This is a genomic window from Fibrobacter sp., assembly GCF_017551775.1.
In the GTDB taxonomy this organism is placed as follows: Bacteria; Fibrobacterota; Fibrobacteria; order Fibrobacterales; family Fibrobacteraceae; genus Fibrobacter.
This window is the reverse complement of record NZ_JAFZKX010000067.1, coordinates 18,096-35,952: the sequence shown is the minus strand read 5'-3', so window position 1 is coordinate 35,952 and position 17,857 is coordinate 18,096. Positions and strand designations below refer to the sequence as shown.

The 17,857-nt window shown below is 55.3% G+C and carries 16 protein-coding genes; 2 read left to right on the top strand and 14 right to left on the bottom strand.

Annotated features, from left to right (window positions below; genetic code table 11):
* The 8 genes from IK012_RS07850 to IK012_RS07815 all read right to left on the bottom strand — a co-directional run bounded on the left by IK012_RS07850 (position 1) and on the right by IK012_RS07815 (position 8,678).
* Entirely contained in the window at positions 1 to 882 is an 882-nt protein-coding gene (locus IK012_RS07850; RefSeq protein ID WP_290952795.1) for a hypothetical protein, read from the bottom strand.
* A gap of 346 nt (positions 883 to 1,228) precedes the next feature.
* Positions 1,229 to 2,149 (bottom strand): hypothetical protein, encoded by a 921-nt coding sequence (locus IK012_RS07845; RefSeq protein ID WP_290952792.1) that lies wholly within the window; start codon positions 2,147 to 2,149, stop codon positions 1,229 to 1,231.
* 85 nt (positions 2,150 to 2,234) lie between these two features.
* Complete coding sequence (locus IK012_RS07840; protein WP_290952790.1) at positions 2,235 to 2,591, bottom strand: hypothetical protein; 357 nt, start codon at positions 2,589 to 2,591, stop codon at positions 2,235 to 2,237.
* A 131-nt stretch (positions 2,592 to 2,722) separates the two neighbouring features.
* Positions 2,723 to 4,108: a glycosyl hydrolase family 5 gene (locus IK012_RS07835; protein ID WP_290952787.1), complete on the bottom strand. Its 1,386-nt coding sequence runs from the start codon at positions 4,106 to 4,108 to the stop codon at positions 2,723 to 2,725.
* Positions 4,109 to 4,117: 9 nt separating this feature from the next.
* A complete protein-coding gene (locus IK012_RS07830) occupies positions 4,118 to 5,476 on the bottom strand; it encodes a glycosyl hydrolase family 5 (protein WP_290952784.1) in 1,359 nt (452 codons plus the stop codon).
* A 200-nt stretch (positions 5,477 to 5,676) separates the two neighbouring features.
* Positions 5,677 to 6,702: a phosphoribosylformylglycinamidine cyclo-ligase gene (gene purM / locus IK012_RS07825; protein ID WP_173384640.1), complete on the bottom strand. Its 1,026-nt coding sequence runs from the start codon at positions 6,700 to 6,702 to the stop codon at positions 5,677 to 5,679.
* A gap of 39 nt (positions 6,703 to 6,741) precedes the next feature.
* On the bottom strand, positions 6,742 to 7,545 hold the full coding sequence (locus IK012_RS07820; protein ID WP_290952779.1) for a cyclic nucleotide-binding domain-containing protein: 804 nt from the start codon (positions 7,543 to 7,545) through the stop codon (positions 6,742 to 6,744).
* Complete coding sequence (locus IK012_RS07815; RefSeq protein WP_290952776.1) at positions 7,542 to 8,678, bottom strand: ABC transporter substrate-binding protein; 1,137 nt, start codon at positions 8,676 to 8,678, stop codon at positions 7,542 to 7,544. Before IK012_RS07815 ends, IK012_RS07820 begins: the two co-directional genes overlap by 4 nt.
* A 236-nt stretch (positions 8,679 to 8,914) precedes the next feature.
* Between IK012_RS07815 and IK012_RS07810 the strand changes: the two genes are divergently transcribed.
* Positions 8,915 to 9,769 carry a hypothetical protein gene (locus tag IK012_RS07810; RefSeq protein ID WP_290952773.1) on the top strand — a complete coding sequence of 285 codons (855 nt, stop codon included), beginning with the start codon at positions 8,915 to 8,917 and terminating at the stop codon, positions 9,767 to 9,769.
* 352 nt (positions 9,770 to 10,121) lie between these two features.
* Here the strand turns inward: IK012_RS07810 and IK012_RS07805 are convergent, their stop codons facing one another.
* On the bottom strand, positions 10,122 to 10,733 hold the full coding sequence (locus tag IK012_RS07805) for an NYN domain-containing protein (RefSeq protein WP_173379742.1): 612 nt from the start codon (positions 10,731 to 10,733) through the stop codon (positions 10,122 to 10,124).
* A gap of 93 nt (positions 10,734 to 10,826) precedes the next feature.
* Complete coding sequence (locus IK012_RS07800; RefSeq protein WP_290952770.1) at positions 10,827 to 11,768, bottom strand: lipopolysaccharide assembly protein LapB; 942 nt, start codon at positions 11,766 to 11,768, stop codon at positions 10,827 to 10,829.
* 410 nt (positions 11,769 to 12,178) lie between these two features.
* Between IK012_RS07800 and IK012_RS07795 the strand changes: the two genes are divergently transcribed.
* Positions 12,179 to 12,418 (top strand): hypothetical protein, encoded by a 240-nt coding sequence (locus IK012_RS07795; protein WP_173379743.1) that lies wholly within the window; start codon positions 12,179 to 12,181, stop codon positions 12,416 to 12,418.
* A gap of 10 nt (positions 12,419 to 12,428) precedes the next feature.
* Here IK012_RS07795 and IK012_RS07790 read toward each other — a convergent pair whose 3' ends face one another.
* From IK012_RS07790 to lysA, 4 genes are all read right to left on the bottom strand, one after another.
* The gene (locus tag IK012_RS07790; RefSeq protein ID WP_290952758.1) at positions 12,429 to 14,282 is read right to left on the bottom strand and encodes a penicillin-binding protein activator; all 1,854 of its coding nucleotides are present in this window, start codon (positions 14,280 to 14,282) and stop codon (positions 12,429 to 12,431) included.
* A gap of 6 nt (positions 14,283 to 14,288) precedes the next feature.
* On the bottom strand, positions 14,289 to 14,609 hold the full coding sequence (locus IK012_RS07785; protein WP_173379745.1) for a nucleotidyltransferase domain-containing protein: 321 nt from the start codon (positions 14,607 to 14,609) through the stop codon (positions 14,289 to 14,291).
* A 152-nt stretch (positions 14,610 to 14,761) separates the two neighbouring features.
* Positions 14,762 to 16,240: an amidophosphoribosyltransferase gene (locus IK012_RS07780; RefSeq protein WP_290952755.1), complete on the bottom strand. Its 1,479-nt coding sequence runs from the start codon at positions 16,238 to 16,240 to the stop codon at positions 14,762 to 14,764.
* 237 nt (positions 16,241 to 16,477) lie between these two features.
* The gene (gene lysA, locus IK012_RS07775; protein ID WP_290952752.1) at positions 16,478 to 17,737 is read right to left on the bottom strand and encodes a diaminopimelate decarboxylase; all 1,260 of its coding nucleotides are present in this window, start codon (positions 17,735 to 17,737) and stop codon (positions 16,478 to 16,480) included.
* Positions 17,738 to 17,857 lie beyond the last annotated feature (120 nt).

Sequence of the window (17,857 nt, the reverse complement as noted above, 5' to 3'; positions counted from 1 at the left end):
CTAATATGTGATGTACACATTTTCATCTTTATTCTTAAAAGAAATTCCATTAGACGAAGCTGATGCAAAGCACTTAATTTCTCCATTCTCTAACTGACAAACATCTCGTTCCAATAAGAGAATATGCCCCTGAAATTGCAAAACAGCCCCCGCAGTCCAGAAATAATTATTTTCCAAAACGTGTCCCAAGCTATCATTTATAAACAACGAGGACGTTCTCTCCTCTTTATCAAATTTCAAGCAATACACATCCTCACCCCACGCTCTCACGTCATCACACTTCTTAATCCATTCCAAATCCTCATCCAGCCGCATATAGGTCAGCGTACCCGCCACCGTATCCAGCACCGCATATTGACAACTGTCGTTACCCGCAGAAAGATTTCCTCCCAGTGCAATAAATGTCCCATCTAGCCATTGATGCATTCGTTCTATTTTAGAAGATTGCGAACATCCTTCATTCTTTCTTGAAATTTTCATCTCATGAGCAGTCCCGCCAAGCTTCCATAAAAGAATGTTATTCCCCTCCCAACGCCAAAAAATGGAATCCGTCAGTTGGTACCATCGGTAGCCGCCGCTTTTATTCGTAAGGGAATCACTCCAACGCGGACCATCTTCCTGCACGCGGTAATTGTAGACAAGCAATCGATCATGGCCACATGACGATTTTTCGCTATACCCGTCCCCGATGGACCAGGTTTCCGTAGTTTCAAGCCACTCTCTGCAATCGTACGCAACAACTAACGAATCGTCTATGAAACCGGCGATTAACGGAGTCCCCCGACCATCACTCCATTTAAAATCCACATCCGTACACCCCCACATGCATGCGCAAGCAAGCACAGCCATCACGGCCAACAACTTGTTCATTCCGTTTCTCATAAGGAATCCTCCTAACGCATTCACACATCGCCCAAAGGGATGATTTTTCATGCAATTTACCAATACAAATTTACATAAACCGCAACGCAACATCAAGAATGTTTTTGTAAACTCATGATAGCCGTTCTTAAATTGACGATAGACTGCCTTTGATTTGATTTACAACCAGCGCAAAACTTACTTTGTTATTACAAAGTCCTCTAAAAATATTGTAAAAAATCCAATCAAAGGATTGGATTTGACTTCAATTATTACCCATTGTAATTTTCAATGGACTCCATTGGTTTAGAAACAGCCCAAATATACGCCGTTGACGCAAGAAAAAAAATCAATAGATTACGCATAATCATTCTTGAACAAACTCATAATTCACATTATTGTTATTTTCATCTACATAATTAAAGGCGCTTTTTGCCTTGATATTTGGGTATATGATAATCCGCTTATTCTCAACATCTATAGAATTAATATTATGTCCAAAATAAAGCATATCCCCCATAAAGCCAAATTCAAAAGACTTCCACAAGTCCGTTGTATGCGGTACATTTGCAACAAGCACAGAATCCTTTTTTTGATTATTCACTTCTAAATAGAAACCAGATTTATCATCATTTTTCCACAAGCAATACACATCCTCGCCCCACGCTCTCACGTCATCACACTTCTTTATCCATTCCAAATCCTTGTCCAGCCGCTTGTAGGTCAGACTCCTCAAAAGCGTATCCAAAACCACGTAATTGCATGTATCGCCATCAGCAGCCAGGGATTCACCGCTCCTTCCAATGAAAGTTCCGTCTAGCCACGGCTTTAACGAGCTTATCCTAAACTCTACGGAGCAACCATCGCTCTCTTTTGTCAATTTGATTTCATGCGGTCTCTCGCCAATTTTCCACAATCGAACTGATTTCGAGACTTCACCGCCCCAAATCACGGAATCCGTCATTTGTCCAGCAAATATACCCGTCATCTTTTTGCTAGAAAGCGAATCACACCATCTCGGACCATCTTCTTGGACACGATAATTATAAACGCACAGACGTTCACGACCACAGTTACTCGATTCCTCATTCAGCGCAAACCAATAATCTCTTGTTTCCAGCCAGCACCGATAATCGCCCACCATTACAAGAGAATCATCAACGAAACCAACAACTTTCTCGCTACTGCGATTTTTTTCCCAACGGAAATCCACATCCGTACACCCCCACATGCAAACACTCGCAAGCACAGCCGTCACGGTCAACAACTTGTTCATTCCGTTTCTCATAAGGAATCCTCCTAACGCATTCACATCCCGCAAATCAAAAATAAAAACCCCGACTGATCGGGGTCAACAGACAAATTACAAAACATCACTCGGCGGGCGGCATTATTTCTTCTGGCAGATCGTAAGCCGATTCAACATTGTCGTCTTTAAACCCGTTGAACATCCACTTGAAAAAACCTACCGTCCCGCCCAAAGCTGCGCCCACCATAAAACCGCCAGCAGCGGCGGCAATTCCCCAAAAGGCCAATTGACCCCATTCTGAATCCGGGCCAGTTTCTTCCGCCACGGCCCCGGCCACGCACAAGGCGATAAGGCCCGGACCCGACAAAGCCACACCAGTATTCACCCCATAACGAATCATGGGATTAGGGTTCCTGCTCATGGCGCAGCCCACAAGGCTCAAGGCAAGCAATACACAAATAACAACTTTCAACACTCTCATGCTCGTAATATAAGGTCAAAGAATCTATTTGCCAATAACCTAATTTGCAGTTAGCGATAATCCGGCAAAAAGCAAGGATAGAATGCAAAAAGCCCCGTGCGAGACGGGGCTTTATCCAAATTTTTGTCTACTTACGGAGCACAGCCGGCGCTCGGGTTGACCCAACCGTCTTCCGGAGGAGCTTCGCCCGCCTTCCAGCAATGGAGCGTGTCGAGCACGTCGCCTTCCTTGTAAGTGGACCAGTCCGTCACCTTCTTGATGTTGGTTACCGTAGTGGTGTTGAATCGGCTCATGTAATGATCGATCAGGTACTGCGGGCATTCCACTTCTTCGATGTAGTAGGTCGGATTGTCCGCAGCCTTGTACCAGTCGGCAAACCAGTGGCAACCGCGCAAAAGGTTCGGAAGGCCGGCGTCGCCGAAAGCCGCGTCGCACATATCCTTGATGCAGGTCTGGTACGCGACGAGAGTAGCCTCGTAGCCGAGCTTGTTCTGGCATTCGGTCAAGAATCCGCCAAAGCCTGCGCCCCAGTTAAAGTCGCGGCCTTTGTTCACCTGGACAGTGAGGGCGTCAAAGGCGCCCACGCCACCACCCGGCACCATCAAATCAAACTGGCCTGCCGGAAGATTAGCATTGCCGCCCGCCACGTCGTTACCGATGTTGGAGGCCATCACGATCATGTGCTTGCCCTTGAGCGCCCGGTGAGTTTCCCTTGGCGGGTTGTTTTCCATCTCGTTCGCGAAGTGACCGTCGTACTGCAGGTGATAGCACTTGCCGCACTTGCTGTCGGCAGTACCCGCAACGTACCCATAAGAAAGAGTGTCGTTCACGGCAATAGGCGCCATGTCCGTGCAGGTGAACACGCCCTTTTCCTTTTCGTCGCCGCAAGCGCTTCTGGTCCCGTTGTAACCGAACCAGGATTTCGATACGTCACCCAAGGTAAAGGTAGGGACTTCCACGTCGTGAATGTTGCAGTTACGCGCAGTGCCAAAGTCGGCAATGTAGGCCGCATCGGAAGACGTGTCCGCACGAGTCACATCGTTAGGGTTTTCCCTAAGCCAAGAGCAGTGCGGCTTGCAGGCGTCCCAGTAGCGGGTATTCCAACCGCGCTTCGCCGTAGCGCTGATGTCCTTGGTGTATTCGGCCGGAGGCGGCCCGTAAGATTCAAGAGTCGGGAATCCGCTCGCGTCAAGTTCCGGTTCCTTGCTGCTGGAACTTTCGGGACCCGCATCGGCACTGGAACCGATGACAGAGCCGCTGGAGCCCGGAACGGTCGTGCTAGAATTCGGGTTGACCGAAGTGCTGGAATTCGGGTCGATCGTGGTGCTAGAACCAGGAACAACCGCGCTAGAGCCCGGATTAACCGCGCCGGACGAAGCCGGGTTGTCAATCACGCTGGAACCCGGCTCGTTGCCCATCAGGTCGGGTGCATTGCTCGAACCAGTATCATCGCCGCAAGCGCAAATCATGGCGACTGCACTTGCCACAATCAACGAGCCAAACAGTTTACGTTTCATAAATCCTCGTTACGGAGCGCAGCCAGCGCCCTTGCCGTTCGGATCGTTCGGGTTTTCGCCATCCTTCCAGCAGTAAACGGTATCGAGCACGTCACCCTTCTTGTAGTCAGACCAGTCATCCTTCCAACGCCAGCGGTTTTCCCTGGTCGTATTGAACGAGGTCATGTAATGGTCAATCAGGTACTGCGGGCATTCCACCTCTTCCCAGTTGTAGGTCGGGTTGTCGGCGGTCATGTACCATTCAGCATACCAGCGGCAGCCGCGCAGCAGGTTCGGCCAATCCTTGAATACTTCGTCGCACTTCTTGAGCACGCATTCCTGGTAGGCTTCCACAGTGTTATCCCAGCCGAGGCTCTGCTGGCATTCCGTCATGAATCCGCCGCCGTTTGCGCCGAGGCCGCTTGCAGGCACGCCAATCTGGGTAGAGAGCGCGTTGAATGCACCCACGCCACCGCCCGGCACGAGCATGTCGTACTGGCCGGCTTCCACGTCGTAACCGATGTTGGATGCCATCACGATCATGTGCTTGCCCTTGAGAGCCTTGTGCGTGGCCTTCACGTCGTTTGCATGGTTGCCACCGTTAAACTGCAAATGGAAGCACTTGCCGCAACCGCCGCCGAACTGTGCGCCCGGAGCAGCCACGTAGCCGTAAGAAAGGTTTTCGGTCACCTGGATAGGAGCCATGTCGGTGCAGGTGTAAGTGCCGCCGGCATTCGAGTTCACACAGGCGCTGTTCGTGCCTTCGTAGCCCATCCAGTACTGCTGTACCGCATGGCCAAGCGTAAAGGCAGGGACTTCCACGTCGTGAATGTTGCAGTTACGCGCCACGGTCATGCCTTCCTGGTATTTTTCTTCGCTCGTGGTATCGACGCTGCTGAGCCAAGAACAGTGCGGCTTGCAAGCATCCCAGTAACGGCTGCTCCAACCTGTTTTTCCGTTGTTCAAAATGTCCTTGGTGTAGGCCTCAGGAGGCGGGCCGTAAGATTCGATGGTCGGGAATCCGTTTTCGTCGCGCGGAACGTCGCTGGAACTGCTAACCTGCACGGTCGCACTGGAGTTCGGGTCAATCGAAGCGCTGGAGCCGGGAACAGTCGCGCTGGAATTCGGGTCGACAACCGTGCTGGAGCCAGGAACGGTCGCGCTGGAGTTCGGGTCGACAACCGTGCTGGAGCCGGGAATAACGGTGCCGCTAGAATTCGGGTTGATTGTCGCGCTGGAGTTCGGGTCAATCACCGCGCTGGAACCATCGCAGCCGGTAAGCGAATTGCAGGTTTCAGAACCCATGCTATTGGACGGGTCGTCGGAACAGGCGCACACGAGCGCCACAGCACCCGCTGCAATCATAAGCTTCGTAATACGTTTTTTCATAGAACTTCCTTTTATACAACCTTAAAAATATATTCGTGGGGCCACTTACGCACGCAAAAAAGCAATTTGAAACATTAATATGTTCCCAAAATGTGCCCGGGCGTGCTTGACCTCACAGTTTTACGCAAAAAAAAGCCGCGAAAAAAAGGCTCCACTATCGTGGACGCCTTTTTCGAGTTACAAATGCACCATTGGTGCAATTAGTCCCTGAACTTCACCTGCTTGGTACCGGCGACGACTTCACCGATCTGCACCCACTTTTCGCCCTTGGCTTCGAGGTGGGCAGTGACTTCGGCCTTGTCAGCCGGGTCGATGAAGATGAGCATGCCCATACCCATGTTGAAGGTAGAGTACATCTCGTCCTTCTCCACGGAGCCGGCCTGCTGGATGAGCTTGAAGATCATCGGAGGATCCCACGTGGTGCGGTCGATGATCACGTCGACATCGTCCGGGAGGATACGCGGGATGTTGCCCTGGTAGCCCGAACCCGTGATGTGGGCGAGGCCCTGAATGATCTTCTTGTTGCAAAGATCGATGAGGCTCGGGTAGTAGCTGCGATGCGGCACGGCGAGCGCTTCACCGATGGTCTTGTCCATGCCGTCGACGAGGGTATCGACCTTGTAGCCGGCCACGTCGAAGAGCACCTTACGAGCAAGCGAGTAGCCGTTTGTATGCAATCCGGTGGAAGGCAGACCGAGGATGATGGTACCCGGCTTGATCTTCTTGCCGTCGATGATGTTTTCGCGTTCCACGACGCCGACGATGGTGCCGGAAATGTCGTAGTCACCCGGACCGTAGAAGCCCGGCATTTCGGCAGTTTCACCGCCGATGAGCACGAGGTCGTTCTCGCGGCAGGCCTTGGCCATACCGGCGACGAGCTTGTCCATGACACCCGGTTCCAAGCGGCCGGTAGCCACATAGTCAAGGAAGAACAGCGGACGCGCGCCCTGCACGAGGATATCGTCGCAGCAGTGGTTCACGATGTCCTGGCCCGGCAGTTCGTGCGTGCCCATTTCGATATCGACCTTGAGCTTGGTGCCCACGCCGTCGACGGAACTCACGAGAACAGGGTCCTTCATGCCGAGGTGGTTGAGCGTAAAGAGGCCGCCGAAATTGCCGACGTCGCCCAGAACGCCCTGGTTGAATGTAGTACGTACGGATTTCTTGACACCGACCATTGCTTCGTCGGCACGTGCCAAGGATACTCCTGCGTCTGCGTAATTCATCTTCTTTCCTTTGCCCAGAATCGGGCACTATGTTTTGCCCTACTTGCGGGCACCTTGTTTTTCGTCAATATTCCTGAGCGCATCCAGAATGAGGCTCGTGGTATCGGCCATCTGGTTGATGTTCACCGTACCCGGCATCAGGTGCGTATCGAGCTTGTACATGGACTCGTCGCCCCAAGAGAGGATATCCTCGAGGGCATCCTGGCCGGTATGCTTGCCGCACTTGGCACAGCAGATGCGGCCGTCCTCGAAGGCCACAAAGCCGGACCCGAACTGGGATTCGCAAATCACCGTACCGGTGATGCGGCTCTTTTCCATGGTCTGCGCAAAATCGATGAAGGGGAGCACCGTGCCCGAGGCAAGGAGCGAAAGCCGCTGGAACTCGTCGAACGCCTTGTTCTTCGTGCGGAGGCTGTCGCAAACGACCTTGTAAAGGTACACCATGATATTCGGGTTCTTGTCGAGGAACTTCACGAATTCGGCCTTCGGGATGAGCAGCACCGTGCAGCCGTCTTCGGCGGCGATGATGGTATTGCTCGTAGGCTCGTTACACAGGATGGACATCTCGGCAAAGCACGCGCCACTCTCGATATAGGCGACTACGGTATAGTGTCCGTCCGGCAGAATCTGTCCGCAAACCTGGGCCCGACCACTCTGCATCACGCAGAAGTACTCGCCTTCCACGCCGCCCTGCACGATGATTTCGCCAGCGTCATACTCGCGAATCTGCGCATTCAGCAGTAAATAGTCAGCACAATCTCGCGGCACCTGCTGCAAAAACGGAACACTCGCTTCGTAGCTGGAGGCAATCCATTCACCAATACCAGTAGTCGACTTCATCATAATGCAAAATTATAAATATTTCTATACCATTTGTAGGGCGGGTCCTCCGAGATGGTGCCGGATTCGCCCTCTTTTATGCCGAAAACGCATTCGTGGAGGTTCCGGACCAGTTCCACCGGCCTCGAGACCGCACTCTCGAAGAAGTCGTTCCCGCCGCCAGCGCTCTTGCGGGCATCGTTCTGGCACACGCGCTTCTCCCTGAACGGCCTGATGCGACCGAGCCTCGGTTCCGCCGCGATTATGTCATCGGGCGTCCCGTATATTCCCGGGTTCACCCACACGTCGGCGCTGTCGGCCACCGCGAAGATTTCCTCGAGCGAGAACTTCATCTCGCGGGTGGTATCGCCAGCCCACAGGTAGCAGCCGCCCGCCTGCCTTATAAGGCTCGCGGTGTAGCTCCTTCCGCCGGGCGCATACCACACGCCGCCGTACGCCATGCCCGCGATTACGCGCGGGCCGTTCTCCCTGCAGGCGACAAGCGGGTCCGCTTCCTTTTTCGCCATCTCGGGAATCACCTGCGCATACGGCTCCAGAATCTGCGCCGCCCGCGCTTCCGCGCCGAAGAGTTTTGCAAACAAACTAATCCAGTCGAATTTCGCGAACGGGTTGTTCTCCTGCCATTCGGAAGTGAGCATCAGCGGAAGCCCGAGGGTCGAAAGCCTGTCGTAATCGTCGTACGCGCCGCCCGTCGCAAACGTCATCACCAGGTCGGGCTTGAGCGAGATTACCTTCTCGAGCGACACCTGCGGCCCGTTGCCCACCTCGAGCACCTTGCCCTGCGCGACCTTCGCGGCAAGCGCGCTATCCACGATGTAGGCGCCCGCGCCCACGCCCACGATGCGGTCTTCGACCCCGAGGCGGAGCATGAACCCGAGCTGCGCCGACGAGAGCACCACCGCACGGCGTACCGGCACCCGGACGACGGTCGCCCCCCGCCATTCCTTGCCCGCCGAAACCCGCCTGAGCTTCGCCGTATCCGCAACGAAGGCGGAATCGGCCAGCACGAAGCGCTTCACGAGGGTATCGCGCCCCACTTCGGAGCGGATTTCGACCAGACTTTGGCCGCAGGAACTGCCCATGCGGAACAAATTGCTGTACAACTGCGGGGAAAACTGCACGGAATCCGAGCACATGGCCTCCCCTTTGGCCCTCGCCTCCGGGGAATCCGCCCCCCCGCAGGCACAAATTGCGAGGCAAACGACCCCCGGCAAGGCGACCCCAGGCACAATTCGGCCCAACCGCCCCCCCAGGAACGCCCTCAAAAAAGCACGTAAATCGTTGATTTTTAACATCTTATGAAAAATTTCGATGCACATTCGCAAAACATAATGTATTTTATACATCGTCAATTCCTTATACGGAGTCTTGTATGAAGACAAAAATAGTTTACTTGGTTTCGCTCCTGTGCGCACTCACATTCGCGACCAGCGCCTTCGCGGATTCGGAGAACGGTTTCTACGAAAAGAACCACGTCCGCGGCTTCATCTCCGTCGGTGCCGACTACCGTGGCATGTTCGGGGATTTTCACAACTATGTGAACACCATTGCTCGCTACAACGGCCGTATCGTCATGGAAAACCAAAAGACCCACGCAGAAGAAACCTATCACGGCTCCTTCGAATACGCCGAATTCTACGACTACTACCTCGGACTGCACATGAACATCGGTGCGCAGTACAAGCAGTTCCTCACCTGGTTCAACATCAACGCCATGCCGACCCAGATTTCTGAACGCCCGTCCAAAACCTACAACGTTACCAGCATCGAAAGCGGCGACGTGCAGAAGGCCCCCTTGTTTGACGTCAAGTGGTTCACCTACGGTGTCGACTGGATGTTCGGCTGGAAGCTCTTCGGCGAAAACACCGTCATCAACCTGATCCCCGCCGTCGGTGTCGGCTTCAACCTCATCAACTTCCACTTCGCATCCCTCTTCACCTTTGTCGAAGAAAGCGGCAATTTCGTAAATGCCCGCGACCGCTACTACAGCACCATGGATGCGACCGTCACCGGCGAACTCGAACTCCGCCTGGAAATCAACCCCATCGCCATCGGTATCTACGGCGGCTACCGCCATGTAGACTATAGCGACATCGAGATTGAAGAACACGTCCTCGTGAACAAGCCCTACGATACAGATAATAGCGGCGACACCTGGTTTGTGGGTGTGCGCGCTACCTGGACGTTCAAGAGCGACTGGCAGCGCAAGCAAGCCGATAAGTTGTAATAAGACCGAGCACTCGATGTTTCGGGGACTGAACCTCCGGTAGCTCGTGCTCTCTCACTGCAAAGGCTCGTTGATACGAGCCTTTTCCGTTCACAGAAGACCGCTCGTTCGACATTTTAGGTGTTGAAACCTCCGGTTTCTCACTCGCTCTCGCAACCACGCCTCGTTAAATAAACCTAAGCCGAGTACAGCAGAAAAAAGTTTACTTGTTTCTATTGTTGAGGCGCCGGTTTATGCGATGTAATCGCAATACGAGGCGTTTGTTGCTCACGGATGCCCGAGCACTCGTCGTTTCGGGGACTGAACCTCCGGTAACTTTTCAACCGCCCCAGTTCAACAACTGGGGCTTTTGCTATCCGTCGCAGAACAGGCCACCGTCGGCGGCGCTGATTCCCCTCTCGGCGACGCGGTCCATCGCCACGTAGAAGGTGGCGAGCTCCTGCAGGTACGGGTCCGTCTTCCAGCGCACCAAGCGGTTCTCCTTCGAGTACGAGAACTGCCACCCGAGCAAAAGCATCGGGAGCCCCATCATGCGCAGCCTGTCAGGCAGCGGCGCATACTGCCCCTGCGTACTGAGCAGCACCACCGCGTCCATCTTGCGGTAGCTCGCGAACAGCAGCGCATCCTCGAGCAGGGCCATGTTCGGCCTCACGCCCTCGGGCCCCACCTGGTCGCAGTAGTGTATCTGGTATCCCGCGAAACGCAGCTCCCGCTCGAAGCACGAAAGGCCCCACGTTCCGCCGTACATGTGCGGATCCTTGTACGGGTGGTAGTAGTGGCAGTCCATCACCGCGTAGGTGCTGCCGGGCGCAAACACGCGCAGGGCCTCGTGGCGCGCCCAGTTCTTGAGCGAGCGGAAATCGATTCGCGAGTGGTAAGGGTGGTGAAACCTGTAGAATTCGTTCACCTTCTTCAGCGTATAGCCGTCCACAAAGAAGAACAGCCTCAGCGGACTTTTTTTCATGGGTACTCCGTTTTAAAGTGTCTCTATCCTTAAAACGGATTTGCCCCCCAAAATGAGCCGTAAATTTTTTGTTTACGTGCAGTTTTTACAAAACTAATCCAGCAGGTCCCTGCTTTCGAGGTCGTCCATGAGCGATTCCGGCATGCGGCGTTCGAGCCTCTTGTATTCCGGATCGTCGAGCGCCTTCTTCCAGCGAGCGGACTTCTCCTTGTCGCCCATGTCGGCATAGATGCGCACCAGGTTCAGCGCCGCGCACCAGTAACGGATGGACTTCCCGGTACGTGCAAGGTAATCGGTAGCGCTCTTCTCGTAGATGTCCGCGGCTTCCTTGTAGCGCTTGAGCTTGTAGAGCATGTCAGCCTTGAGCTGCAGAAGCACCGGATGGTTCGGCGCCTTGCCGAAGCCCACCTTCAATATCCTGAGCCCCGCGTTGTAATCGCCCTTGTCGTAGTACATCCAGGCGAGCGAGGTAAGGAAGAGGGGCCAGAACTGCTTGGAAACCGAAGCGGCGGAATCCACCACGGCGAGGTACTCGACGCGGCGATCCGTCTTGAAGGGAAGCCAGCTGAAACTCTTGTCCATGTAGTACGCGTAGAGGGCGTAGAAGGCCTGCGCATCCAGCTCGGACGATTCTTCGAACAACTTAGCACCCGAACGCGTCGTCATGGCGCCCTTCACCGAATGGCCCAGTTCAATCTGCACGTAACCGAGTTCGAACTTGCGCACGGCTTCCCAGAGCCCGGTAGACGCACACTTCTCGAGATTCTTCCCCGCCGATTCAAGCGCGGCCGTATCGCCCAGGTCGTCGTAGCGGCTCACGAGCACCACGTTCTCGAGCACGCATCCCACGCCCGCATTCTTCGCGCTCACCTGCTTCGCAAGTGCGAAGGCGCTGTCGTAATCGAGCGCCATGTTACGCTCGGTCACCCGTTCAGCGATTTCCGCGATAGGCGAAGGAAGCGAAAGCGTAGGCGCGGGCGACCCGCCAAAGGCGAGCGAGGCAAAAGTCAAAGCGACAAGAAATATACGGTACATGACAATCAATCCACAATGATTCAACGCTCCCAAATATACAAAAGAGGCGCACGCAACGGCCAAAGGCGCACGCAAAGCGGCGAAATATTAATCCAAAGTGGAATAGCTTTTCTTGTTTCATTTGTTACAAACAAACTAACAAAATGCGCAAAGCGTATCGTGTTGATGTTCACCATGTTAGGCGTTCCCATTTTCTTCCATTTTCGTACGAAAAACACGTTTTTTGCGCGACATTGTGGAATATTATAAATTCGCTATTTGACGGCTGTCACTTGTCTGGAGAGGGGCGCAAAAGGTATAATAGAAACAGGTAATCAACAATCTTTTAACATGCGTGCCACCAACAGCCACGGCAGGGCAAGACCGGCACGGCATACCGTAGAACATTGCGAAACAGTATGGGGGAAAACATGAAACCGATCCATAAGACATCCGCGATATCCTTCTACCTGATCAACTCCGGGTTCCAGGCATTCAAGAACCGCATCCGCGAGGAACTGGGAGCCATCAGCAGCATTTCGCTCGAGTCGCTCATCGACGATGCGAGCCTGCAGTCCTTATACCGTTCGGGAGAATCAGCCGACTTCGTGGCCGCAAGCATCGCGGGCCCGAACATCGACTTCGATGACGATTACGCCGACGCCGGCTAGGCGCCCGGCGCTATTTCTTGGATGACTTCTTGTCGTCCTTCTTCTTGTCGTCCGAGGGGAGCGCATTGGACGGAAGGTTGCAGCCTTCCATCACGTAGAACTTGCCCTTGCGAACGGTCACCACCTTGGTGTTCGTGTTCGCGCCGCGCGTGAACTTGATTTCGCCGTACACGCTCTGGAAAACGGACGTGTTGTTGAGGTACTTCGTGAGGCTCTCGACCTTCTTCTGGATACCGGAGAACACGATGTTGGCGGCGTCGTAGCTGAGGCCGCTCACCTTGTCTTCGGCCGGAGCTTCGCCCCACTTTTCCTTGAACGCCTTCGAGAAGTTCTCGTAGGCTTCTTTGTTACCCGAGAGGTCCAGGCCCGGCACGCTGAAGTACGTGCTGTCCACCAGGTGCTTGCCCTGAATCAGGAGTTCACGGCCGTACCAGCCCGAAGTACCGAGCATCGTTCCCTTGATCTTGTTGTAGGCGACCTGCCCGACCATGAGGCCAGCATCGCCCGGGTTCGTCGACGGGATGAAGATGCCGGGAATTTCCATGGTGGAATCGGCCAGGTAGTCGCGGCGTTCGCGGGCGCCAACGGCATCCAGGTCAGACGCGCCGCGGGCGATATTGCGCCTGCGGTTTTCCTGCTTGAAGCGCACGTCGCGCAGAAGCTTGAACTCGGTGGAGTAATCCGGACGGCCTTCGACGTAGTTCCTGAAGGCGGAAATCTTTCCACCGCGACGCTCCACGGCACGCGTGAAGCTCTGGGACATCGCCGAGCCGTAGTCCCCGATGGGGCTGAGCACGGCAAACTCGCGGATATCGAGGCACTTCGTGGCGAAGTCCGCAATCTTGTGGGCGAGGTTGTCCATGGTGATGTTCACCTGGAAAATGTTCGGGCCCATCTTCGCGATGCCGTCGTCGGTCGCGGTAGGCGTGAGCATCGGGATATTCTGGAAGTTGCTGCCGAGCCAGGCGGCCACGGTCGCCGCGGGGGCGCTCATGATGGGGCCGATCACGGCGACGATGCTGTCCTGGTTAACCGCCTGCTGAGTGCGCATGAGCGCGATGGAGGCATCGGCGCGGGTATCGGCAGTGCGGATGCGCACCTTGCCTGCAAGGCCCGCCTGTTCGTGGGCGAGGTAAACGCCCTGCACCGCGGCCGTACCGAACTCGGCGAAGTCGCCCGAAAGCGGAGCGAGCACGAGCACCGTCGGCATGCCGGCACCGAGACCCTCGATGGATTCCAGGCCCTGCTGGGCGGTAGCGGTAAGGTTTTCGGCAACACCGCCGCTAACAACCTTCTTGTACCAGTAGCGGGCGGCGCGGTAGCGCTTCACATTCTGGCATTCGCGACCCATCTGCAGCTGGATCCAGCCCACAACGTCCTTGTCCACCGGGTACTTTTCCAAAAGCGCCTGGAGCTGGTCGGCATTCAGGAGGCTCGCGGCAAGCGTCTGGATGGCGACTTCCTTGGTGTGGCCCTTGGCGGCCGGATTCTTGGTATAGGCCAGGATGCGCAGCATGGCCTCGACACCCTCGTACACGGAGCCCTTCTCCACGAGCGCGATGGCACGGGCGAGTTCCATGCGTTCACGGTACTCGGATGCCATGTGGTATTCCAGGAACTTGGAGGCAAGCTTCAGGGCGTCATCGCGCCTGTGCTCGCGCAGGTAACATTCCGTAAGGAGCACAGAGGCCTGAGCGCCTTCGTGCTTGCGGAAGTTCTTGGAATCGGCAATTTTCTGGAGGGGGGCAATCGCTTCGGCATACCTGCCGTCACGAATCATCGCCTTGGCCCTGGAAATATCGTCCTGGGCAAAAAGCGAACCCGAAAGCGCACACACTAGGAGGAGGGTTGTGAGTCGATTCATAATAATCTACCGAGCTTCTTCGTCAGCGGCCTGAACCACTTCGTGTTCTTTCTTTATTTTCTTCTGCATGGATTCCGGGAGCTTGACCCAGTCGATGACATCCACCCTGAACGGGAGGCCGCTATCGGCGAAGGCCTTTTCCACGGCGGTCATAGCCTCGAACGACAGGGGGCGCTCGGCGATAACCGCAAGGTCCAATTCTGTTTCGGGAGTCAGATCCACGCCCGTGAGCCGGGGGCCGTAAGCCCAAACTTCCAACCCGTCGAAATGGAGGGCGAGAATCCGCTGGACTGTTTCCAGCTGTTCAGTTTCTAAGCATAGTGCCATAGTGTGCCAAATATAGTTAAAAAGGGAGAGCCGGTCGCCGCGGGGGAGCAAACGCACCGCAGACGCCACAGGGAATCCGCAAATTACGCACAAAAAAATGCATCCGGGGCATGCCGCCTCGGACGCATTCTCAAAAAACTATGCCAAGGACCTTACTTGTCCTTCTCCTTGCAGTGGCATTCGCCATCTTCGCAGGGGCAATGGTAGCAGTCACCCGTCTCGGCATAGTCCTTACCGCTCCAGCAGTAGGTGCAGAGCTGTTCGGCAGGGAGACCGATGGCATGAACCAGGTCGTCGATGCGCTGGAACGCGAGCGTCGTCAAGTTCAGGTTCTTGCGGATGTATTCGACCATTCCCTGGTAGGCTTCGCTATCCGGGTCGGTGTACTTCGCGATATCGGCGTTCTCGCCTTCCTTTTCGCGGATGTAACGGCGCGTGATGAGGTCGTAGACGCTCTTGGAACGCGAGAAGTTGATGAACTTGCACGGATAAACTAACGGCGGGCAGGCGATGCGCATGTGCGTTTCCTTGCAGCCGAGGGAGTAGAGCTTGGCGGCCTGCTTGCCGAGCTGCGTACCGCGCACGATGGAGTCGTCGCAAAACACGAGACGGCGGTCGCGGATGAGTCCCGGAACCGGGATGAGCTTCATGGAAGCCACATGTTCGCGCTGGCGCTGGTCCTGCGGCATAAAGGAGCGGGCCCACGTGGGCGTGTACTTCACGAACGGGCGGGCGAACTTCACGCCGGCCTCGTGCGCATAACCGAGAGCATGAGACGTGCCGGAATCCGGAATACCGCAGGCGGCGTCGGCCTCGGTGGGAGTGCGCTTGGCAAGCGCGGAACCACAGCGGTAGCGCGTCATTTCCACATTGCGGCCTTCGTAGCTCGAGGCCGGGTAACCGTAGTAGACCCAGAGGAACGAGCAGATGGCCATCTTCTTGCGCGGTTCGACCAGGCAGATGTCCTTTTCAGCAGTGAGCTCGACCACCTCGCCCGGGCCCATGTCGCGCACGTACTCGTAGCCGAGGTTCGGGAGCGCGCAGCTTTCCTGCACGGCAATCATCGAGCCTTCTTTCTTACCGAGGATAATCGGCGTGCGGCCCCACTTGTCGCGGCTCGCGTAGAAGCGGCCCGTGCTATCCATGAGCAGCACGGAGCAGCTGCCCTTCACCTTCTCGTGCACATACTTGAGGCCATCCACGATGGAAGCCTGCGTCGCGATGAGAGCGGAAACGACTTCGGTCGGGCCGACCATCCCGCTAGTGGTGGAGTACTGCAGCTGCATGCAGTTGTTGTGGAAGAGTTCTTCCTTCAGTTCCTCGATGTTCGCGATGAGGCCCACGGTCACGATCGCAAAAGTCCCGAGCTTGGTGCTCATCACCAGCGGCTGCGGGTCGGTATCGGAAATGACGCCCACACCGACGTTACCGGCGAAGGTTGCCAAATCGTGTTCGAACTTGCTGCGGAACGGCGTGTTCTGGATGTTGTGGATGGAACGATGGAAATTTCCGTCGGACTTCAACACGGCCATGCCGCCGCGATGCGTCCCGAGATGCGAATGATAGTCAGTCCCGAAGAAAAGATCGCATACGCAATCTGACTTGGAAACAACACCACAAAAGCCGCCCATAAAAGCTCCTTGGAAGGGTATGTTCTACGGGGCGAAAAATAGAAATTTCCTTTTAAATTGAAAAGGGGCAACGCACCATGGCGCCGCCCGATTTTTGAAACTCAATGTTTTAATTATCGAGATGCAACAAAAAAAAACGCATCTAATTATTGATTTAGAAGCAAGTAGAACAAGGCGCGAGCCTTCGTGGCGTACATAGAAGTACGCGAAAAGGCAAGCAACGAAGTTATACGCCGCTTATAAATCGATAATGCGGTCGTTCTGCAATAATTGTTCGAAGCTCTGGCGTTCGCGCACTACCTTCAATTCGCCGTTCGTGTACATCGTTTCGGCAGCGTAACGACGGCTATTGTAGTTGCTGCTCATGGCGGCGCCGTAGGCACCCGCGTCATGGAGAATCAACAAGTCGCCGACCTTCGCCTTCGGGAGCTTGCGCGTCACGACGAAGCCACCTTCTTCCTGAGTGAACACGTCACCGGATTCGCATAGCGGGCCTGCCACCACTGCATCGACCGTCTCGTTCAGTTCGCGACCGTCGCGGGCGATGATGGAAATGCCGTGGTAGCTGCCGTAGAAACTCGGGCGCACCAGGTCGGTAAAGCCGGCGTCCACCAGGTAGAACAGGTTGTCGCCCTGCTTCTTGACCGCGCGGATTTCAGCCATCAGGTAACCACTCTCGGCCACCAAGTAACGGCCCGGTTCGACTTCCAGGTGAACCTCGTGGCCGATGCTCTGCTGGATTTTTTTGCGGGCGTCATCCCACAGCTTGTAGTAGGCGTTCACGTCGATGCGGTTGCCTTTTTCCTCTTCGTGGTACGGAATCGGGAGGCCGCCCCCTGCACTGATGGTGCGGAGATGGCTGCCCAGGCGGCGGCTAGCATCGACCATGGCGTCGCAAACTTGCGCGAGGTGTTCGAAGTCCGTGCCGGAACCGATGTGCATGTGCAGGCCGGTAATCCACATGCCGTTCGCCTGCGCGAGCTTGATGCAGTCCTTGATCTGTTCGTGCCAAATGCCGTGCTTGGAAAGGTCGCCACCGGTGTTGGTCTTGCGGGAATGGCCGTGGCCGAAGCCCGGGTTCACACGGATGGTAAGTTCGGACTTCACGCCGAAATCGGCGAGCTGCTGGATCATGTCCGGCGAACCCACGTTCACGGCGATGTTGTGTTCCTTCACGAGCTCGAGGGCATCCTTGTCGAAGATATCGGCGGTGTAGACAATCTCGGGAGCCTTGCCCTTCTGCTGGCCGCCCTTGAATCCGGCCTTGAGGGCGCGGACGATTTCACCGGCAGAGACGGCGTCGACGACGCAGCCGAGCTTGCGGATGAGCGAAACCACGGAGAGGTTCGGGCATGCCTTCTGGGCAAAACGAACGGTGTCAAAAACCTGGACATCTTTCACGCACTTCTCGATGGTGGCGCGGTCGTAAATCCAGAGCGGGGTGCCGTACTGTTCGGCAGCCTTGACAAAAACTTCTTGAGGGATAGAATAATTCATGGGGACAAAGATAGAAAATAGTTCCAAGTTCTTAGTTCCCAGTTACTAGAGAATTTCAGGAAGGGCCCGCACGATTTGCCGGCCCGCGCCACTCTTTACACAAAATGAAAAACGCCGAGC

Coding starts and splice junctions, on each gene's coding strand:
- IK012_RS07795 (WP_173379743.1), top strand. CDS start 12,179: ATGAAACCGATCCATAAGACATCCGCGATATCCTTCTACCTGATCAAC.
- IK012_RS07780 (WP_290952755.1), bottom strand. CDS start 16,240: ATGGGCGGCTTTTGTGGTGTTGTTTCCAAGTCAGATTGCGTATGCGAT.
- IK012_RS07810 (WP_290952773.1), top strand. CDS start 8,915: ATGAAGACAAAAATAGTTTACTTGGTTTCGCTCCTGTGCGCACTCACA.
- IK012_RS07840 (WP_290952790.1), bottom strand. CDS start 2,591: ATGAGAGTGTTGAAAGTTGTTATTTGTGTATTGCTTGCCTTGAGCCTT.
- IK012_RS07785 (WP_173379745.1), bottom strand. CDS start 14,609: ATGGCACTATGCTTAGAAACTGAACAGCTGGAAACAGTCCAGCGGATT.
- IK012_RS07835 (WP_290952787.1), bottom strand. CDS start 4,108: ATGAAACGTAAACTGTTTGGCTCGTTGATTGTGGCAAGTGCAGTCGCC.
- IK012_RS07830 (WP_290952784.1), bottom strand. CDS start 5,476: ATGAAAAAACGTATTACGAAGCTTATGATTGCAGCGGGTGCTGTGGCG.
- IK012_RS07790 (WP_290952758.1), bottom strand. CDS start 14,282: ATGAATCGACTCACAACCCTCCTCCTAGTGTGTGCGCTTTCGGGTTCG.
- IK012_RS07820 (WP_290952779.1), bottom strand. CDS start 7,545: ATGATGAAGTCGACTACTGGTATTGGTGAATGGATTGCCTCCAGCTAC.
- IK012_RS07850 (WP_290952795.1), bottom strand. CDS start 882: ATGAGAAACGGAATGAACAAGTTGTTGGCCGTGATGGCTGTGCTTGCT.
- purM (WP_173384640.1), bottom strand. CDS start 6,702: ATGAATTACGCAGACGCAGGAGTATCCTTGGCACGTGCCGACGAAGCA.
- IK012_RS07800 (WP_290952770.1), bottom strand. CDS start 11,768: ATGTACCGTATATTTCTTGTCGCTTTGACTTTTGCCTCGCTCGCCTTT.
- IK012_RS07815 (WP_290952776.1), bottom strand. CDS start 8,678: ATGTGCTCGGATTCCGTGCAGTTTTCCCCGCAGTTGTACAGCAATTTG.
- IK012_RS07845 (WP_290952792.1), bottom strand. CDS start 2,149: ATGAGAAACGGAATGAACAAGTTGTTGACCGTGACGGCTGTGCTTGCG.
- lysA (WP_290952752.1), bottom strand. CDS start 17,737: ATGAATTATTCTATCCCTCAAGAAGTTTTTGTCAAGGCTGCCGAACAG.
- IK012_RS07805 (WP_173379742.1), bottom strand. CDS start 10,733: ATGAAAAAAAGTCCGCTGAGGCTGTTCTTCTTTGTGGACGGCTATACG.